This is a genomic window from Candidatus Zixiibacteriota bacterium (genome assembly GCA_021159005.1).
Classification (GTDB): Bacteria; Zixibacteria; MSB-5A5; order UBA10806; family 4484-95; genus JAGGSN01.
Map to the genome: position 1 here is coordinate 1 of JAGGSN010000079.1, position 2890 is coordinate 2890.

The following is a 2890-nucleotide window of genomic DNA, read 5'->3' on the forward strand; positions in this document are numbered from 1 at the left end:
GCCATAACTTCGGCGACGGCGGACCACTTATCAGCCACTGAAAAACCCGCCCCGCCCCGCCCGACCAGTTTCGCTTCTTTTATTTTATTGATGATGTCCATAAATCACTCCTCCATCTTCGGCTTCTCCAAAACCATCGGTTCAATACTTTTTTCTCCTCCCGTGATTTTCACCACATCCTTATCAATTTTATTAAATTCCTTGAAAGCCGAATTGTAATGGTTGACCGTGGTGGACATGCTGCCGCCCAGCTTTTTCATAAAGCCGTCAAAAGATATTAAATGCTTATTTAGCTTTTCCACATTAGTCCTAATCTCTTTGGCGCTTTCTTCAATTTGCATCGCCCGCAGTCCCTGCAAAACCGTTTGCAAATACGCCAAAAAAGAAGTGGGCGAAACAATAATCACATGTTTGTCGCGAAAAGCGTATTCCACCATGCTCTTAGTGTCAACTTGCACCGCGCCGATTTTATTGATAAGCAAATCGTAATAAATAGCTTCGGAGGGAATAAACATAAAAGCGAATTCCATTGTTCCTTCTTCTGGCTTTATGTATTTAGAAGTCTCGTCAATGCGATTTTTCAAATCCTGCTTAAATAGTTTTTCCAATCGCGCCCTACCTTCATCGTCTTTAGAATTTAAAATCTTTTCATAATTATCCAGAGAAAATTTTGAATCAACCGGCACTATTTTATCTTTAACAAATACTACCGCATCTACAATCGTTTCATTTTTAAATTTATATTGCATCTGGTAAGAATTAGGCGGCAAAACATTCTTCAAAGTTTCTTCCAAAAAATATTCCCCCAGCACGCCTCTTTGTTTGGGATTTTTCAAAATATCCTGCAAATTTTGCAACTGCGCGGAAAAACCCACCACCTGTTTGTTGGTTTCTTCCAGCTTGGAAAGTTTCTCCGTAATTTCCGTAATCTGCTTAACCGATTGGCTGTGCATTCCGCGCATAAAACGACTGTTGCTTTCAATATTTTCCTGCGCCGCTTTGTGCGACTCGGACAATTTGCTGTCCATCGCCTGTCGCATTTCTTTATTCTGTTCAGCCAGCAGCGACAGTCTTTCCATCATAGCTGCCATTTTCTCCTCCCTCCTGCCTTCTTTATCCCTAGAAAGAAGAATAAAAATGACATAAATTATTCCTATAATTAAAAGCGCTAATAAAATTGTCTGGATGGTCATAAATTTAGCTTTTTAGAAATTAGCTTTTAGTATTGCTATATTTTCTATTTACTTTCTTTATGTCATTCCGGAATTTTTTCTGTAACGACAGCAGAAGAAAAAATATCCGGAATCCGGGTTAATTAAAATCTTTAAATATGAAATAGTTGAAAGCGTAGATTCCGGATAAATTTTCTCGTTTCACTTCAAAATTTTCCGGAATGATATAGGCATAGAATTTTGAACAACGCCTTTATTTTCTATATCTTACAACAAATTAAACACAATAGCCATTCCAATTCCTATCATTAGAACTCCGGCGATAAGATGTAAAACTCTCAATCTCTTTTGCCTGGCCTCCTCCGCTTTTTCAGGACTGAATCCTTTATAGACAGCCAGCGTGATAATAATCATCGGTAAAATAAAAATAAAATTGTAAAGCAATAACCACCCCAACGCTGAAAAAAACGCTTCTTTTTGGGAAAGCATTCCCAAAATAACAATGTAAGGACCGGAAGTGCAGGGCAGCAAAAACAAACTCACTAAAAAACCGATCGCGAAAGCTCCCCATGGAGAAGTGACTGAATTAATTAATAATTTCATTTTGGGACGCCAGCTTAACGGCACTTCCATAATAAAACCTCCGCCACCGTACCAAAAATAATCTTTAATATTTAAAAGTCCGACCACGATAGCCAGCCCGGCGATAAATTTCATAAACCAATTGGAAAGTCCGGCTGTAGCCAAAGCTTGATAAAGTCCGACACCCATCAAGAGATAGGAAATAAAAATAGATAAGGCAAACGCCAATCCGGCCGACAGCGCCCTTCTCCTATTCCCGGAAGCTAAGATGGTAGTCACTAAAATAATTAAAACTGCAAAAGCGCAAGGATTTACAGCATCAACCGCTGCCGCTCCCAATATTATAGGCAAAGTTAATTTCCCGTCGGTATTTACATTAGAATTCTTAAAATTTTCTTTCTGCGAAACGCCACTATTTTCTTCCTGATTTTGCGCAGGCAATTCCGAAATTTCATTATTTAATTTATCAATTATCAACTTGTCTCCAATAACACATTCCCCGTTAATAACAGCCATAGGCACTCCCCTTTCGTCAAGCTCTAAATTGTGCTCATCGCATAACCGGTTAAATTCCTCCCTGTTTTTCTCATTAAAATAAATTTCTTTGCGTTCAATGTTAAAAATCTCATCAAGATTGTTTTTTTTAACATACGCATCTACTTTAGCGCAATGAGAACATCCCCGCCCCCAGAAAAAAACGACTTTCCCCGCAAGGTCAGCGGCAAAAACATATTGCGAAACGCTTATTCCGATACAAAAAATTATCAGAAACAAACCAGCCAAAATTTTTTGAAATAATTCAGACATTGCTTTCAAGATATTTAAAATTATTTATTCACCAAATTACATTTGCCATTTTACACTAAAGAAAAAAATTCTGCCAGTGGTTATGAAAGCCATATATATTAAATTTTCGCGACCTTCCGAAATATAATAACTAATGCGCAAACAAGAAAATAAAAAAACCGCCACAGATGGCGATTATTGATTTTGAAATACAATTGTTATATATTTTTTCCTTTGTTTCTATCTTTTAAAATCTTGTCTAATTTTTGTTCTTTATCTTTTATATGATTAAGTGTTAGATTTCACAGCGTTGTTTACATTTTTTGTTAATTATTTTCACTTGTCATTCC

At 37.1% G+C, this 2890-nt stretch carries 2 protein-coding genes; both read right to left on the reverse strand.

The genetic code is table 11. The annotated features are described in order from the left end of the window. Window positions 1-104: 104 nt before the first annotated feature. Window positions 105-1193, reverse strand: a complete 1089-nt coding sequence (locus tag J7K40_05395) for a DNA recombination protein RmuC (protein MCD6161831.1) — start codon at window positions 1191-1193, stop codon at window positions 105-107. A gap of 246 nt (window positions 1194-1439) precedes the next feature. Next, entirely contained in the window at window positions 1440-2270 is an 831-nt protein-coding gene (locus J7K40_05400; GenBank protein MCD6161832.1) for a cytochrome c biogenesis protein CcdA, read from the reverse strand. Between the last annotated feature and the right edge of the window lie 620 nt (window positions 2271-2890).

What these genes read in the sequence shown, in the direction of transcription:
- J7K40_05395 (MCD6161831.1), bottom strand. Translation starts at nt 1,193, where the DNA reads ATGACCATCCAGACAATTTTATTAGCGCTTTTAATTATAGGAATAATT.
- J7K40_05400 (MCD6161832.1), bottom strand. Translation starts at nt 2,270, where the DNA reads ATGGCTGTTATTAACGGGGAATGTGTTATTGGAGACAAGTTGATAATT.